The 2,778-nt window shown below is 71.1% G+C and carries 3 protein-coding genes; all 3 read right to left on the bottom strand.

Translation table 11 applies throughout. The features are described from left to right. Positions 1-78: 78 nt before the first annotated feature. The 3 genes from ACWEF6_RS42850 to ACWEF6_RS42840 are packed head-to-tail and all read right to left on the bottom strand — an operon-like array spanning position 79 to position 2,623. Entirely contained in the window at positions 79-525 is a 447-nt protein-coding gene (locus ACWEF6_RS42850) for a tetratricopeptide repeat protein (protein ID WP_449688187.1), read from the bottom strand. Further along, a complete protein-coding gene (gene dapB, locus ACWEF6_RS42845; RefSeq protein ID WP_449688186.1) occupies positions 522-1,262 on the bottom strand; it encodes a 4-hydroxy-tetrahydrodipicolinate reductase in 741 nt (246 codons plus the stop codon). Before dapB ends, ACWEF6_RS42850 begins: the two co-directional genes overlap by 4 nt. Beyond that, positions 1,259-2,623 (bottom strand): M16 family metallopeptidase, encoded by a 1,365-nt coding sequence (locus ACWEF6_RS42840; RefSeq protein WP_449688185.1) that lies wholly within the window; start codon positions 2,621-2,623, stop codon positions 1,259-1,261. Before ACWEF6_RS42840 ends, dapB begins: the two co-directional genes overlap by 4 nt. Positions 2,624-2,778 lie beyond the last annotated feature (155 nt).

Raw genomic sequence — 2,778 nt, 5'->3', positions numbered from 1 at the left:
GGTGCGTCTGACGCACCGAACGCCACATTGGGTGCGTTGGACGCAACCAACGCCACATTGGGGCGCTTGGAACCCGGGTCAGCGGTCGGCCGCTTCCAATTCGACGGCCTTCTTCATCGTCTCGCGCGCCCGGCGGCGGTCGCCCGCGATGTCGTAGGCGTACGCGAGCTTGTACCAGGCCCGCCAGTTCTCCTGGTCGGCCTCGACCTCCGCGCGGCGCTCCGCGAACCAGGCGTCGGCCGCGTCGCGATCCACCCGGCCCGACGGGCGGCGCGGGAGGCCGGAGACGTCCGGGAGCGCGCCCTCGGCGTCCAGCCGCCGGGAGAGGCGCTGGACCTGCAGGCCATTGCGCCAGGTCATGACGACGACCCAGATGCCCAGGACCGGCAGCAGCAGCACCCCGGCCCCCAGCGCGATCCCGACGCCCGTGCCCGTCTTGAACAGGGCGACCGCCCGATCCGCCAGCAGGAACAGGTAGACGACCAGCGCCGCCGTCAGCAGCAGCGCCACATTGCGAGCCCTCACAGGTCGAGGACGTTTTCCAGGCCGACCGTCAGGCCGGGGCGCTGCAGCACTTCGCGCACGCCGAGCAGCACGCCCGGCATGAACGACGTCCGGTCGAGGGAGTCGTGGCGGATCGTCAGGGTCTCCCCCTCGCCGCCGAACAGGATCTCCTCGTGCGCGACCAGGCCCGGCAGGCGGACCGAGTGCACGCGGACCTCCTCGACCGTCGCACCACGGGCGCCGTCCAGCTCCGACGTCGTCGCGTCCGGGCCCGGTGCCACGCCCGCTTCCGCGCGGGCGGCGGCGATCATCCGCGCGGTGTGGGCGGCGGTGCCCGAAGGCGCGTCGGCCTTGCGGTTGTGGTGCAGCTCGATGATCTCGGCCGAGGCGTAGAACTTCGCCGCCTGGGCCGCGAACCGCATGGCGAGAATCGCGCCAAGAGCGAAGTTCGGCGCGATCAGTACGCCCAGCGACGGCTTCGGCGCCAGCAGCGAACGCAGCGACGCCAGCCTGTCTTCGCTGAAGCCGGTGGTGCCGACGACCGCGTGGATGTCGTGCTCGACCAGGTACTCCAGGTTGCCCATGACGGCGTCGGGGTGGGTGAAGTCGACGACCACCTGGGCGTCGGCCAGCGCGGCGAAGTCGTCGCCCGCGTCCAGCGCGGCCACCAGCTTCATGTCCCCGGCGCCTTCGACGGCCTTCACCACCGTCGCGCCCATCCGGCCGCGCGCACCGAGCACACCGACGTTGACGGTCATGAAGCGATCACCTCGTGCAGGTCGTCAGGAAGGTCGTCGGCGTGAGCGTACGGCCCGACGACCGCCGCCGCCGAGACGCCACCGGGCCGCGCGAACAAAGTGCGAGCGAGCGCACACACGTCCTCGGTGGTCACCGCGTCGATGCGCGCGATCGTGTCGTCGACACCCAGGTAGCGCCCGTAGTTGAGCTCGTTCTTGCCGATCCGCGACATCCGCGACGAGGTGTCCTCCAGGCCCAGCACCAGCCCGCCGCGCAGCTGGCCCTTGGCGCGGGCCACCTCGGCGTCGGTCAGGCCGTCGACGCCGACCTTGTCGAGCACCTCGCGGATGACGCCGGCGACGTCGCCGAGCTTCTCCGGCTGGCAGCCCGCGTACACGGCCATGTGCCCGGTGTCGGCGTAGCTCGCCACCGACGAGTACACCTGGTACGCCAGTCCGCGCTGCTCGCGGATCTCCTGGAACAGCCGCGAGCTCATCCCGCCGCCGAGGGCCGCGTTGAGCACCGAGAGCGCGAAGCGGCGGTCGTCGTGGCGCGACAGCGACCGCAGGCCGAGCATGACGTGCGCCTGCTCGGTGTCGTCGGTGTGCAGGGCCAGCTTCGGCACGGTCTTGATCCGGGCGCGGCCCTCGCGCGGCGCGATCGGCGTCGCGGTGCCGGCCAGGCGCTCTTTCAGGGCTTTGCGCACCAGGCGCAGCACCTGGCTGTGGTCGATGTTGCCGGCCACGGACAGGACCATGCGCGGCAGCGTGTAGCGGCGCTTGTAGAAGTTCCGCAGCGCGGCCGGGGACATCTCGACGATCGACTTCTCGGTGCCGAGCACCGGGCGGCCGAGCGGGTGGTCGCCGAGGATGGCCGTCACGAACGTCTCGTGCAGCAGGTCTTCGGGGTCGTCGTCGCGCATCGAGATCTCTTCGAGGACGACGCTGCGTTCCATGTCCATGTCGCGGTCGGTGCACAGGGCGTCGAAGACGACGTCGGTGACCAGGTCCACGGCGAGCGGGAGGTCGGCGTCGAGCACCTGCGCGTAGTAGCAGGTGTGCTCTTTGGCCGTGAAGGCGTTGAATTCGCCGCCGACCGCGTCGATCTCCTCGGCGATCTGCGTGGCGTCGCGGTGCTTGGTGCCCTTGAACAGCAGGTGTTCGAGGTAGTGCGCGGCGCCGGCGACCGCGGCCGGCTCGTCGCGGGAGCCGATGCCGACCCACAGCCCGACCGTGGCCGAGCGCGACGCCGGGACGTGCTCGGTGATCACGCGCAGGCCGCCGGGCAGGACGCTGCGCTTGACGACCGCACCGTCCGGGGTGGACTCCAGTGTGCGGGTGGTGCCGACGGGCTGCTCGTGCCCGGAAACCTGCCGTGCCATGGGTTCCTTACTCACGATGCCGCGAAGGCCCCCTGCCGCCGGGGTCGTGAGTGGTAAGGCGGGTTAGAACCCGCTTTATCGCCAACGCACCCCCCCCGCCGGCCGTGGGGAGTTCGGGGGAGTGGGGTTTGATGTGGTGGCCGTGTGGGTTTTGT

It is taken from the genome of Amycolatopsis sp. NPDC004772, assembly GCF_053601215.1.
Note: the sequence above shows the minus strand (reverse complement) of the source record. Positions and strands in the feature narration are given on the sequence as shown.

Bases quoted from the DNA above. Each gene is read 5' to 3' on its own strand.
- dapB (WP_449688186.1), bottom strand. From the start codon at position 1,262: ATGACCGTCAACGTCGGTGTGCTCGGTGCGCGCGGCCGGATGGGCGCG.
- ACWEF6_RS42840 (WP_449688185.1), bottom strand. From the start codon at position 2,623: ATGGCACGGCAGGTTTCCGGGCACGAGCAGCCCGTCGGCACCACCCGC.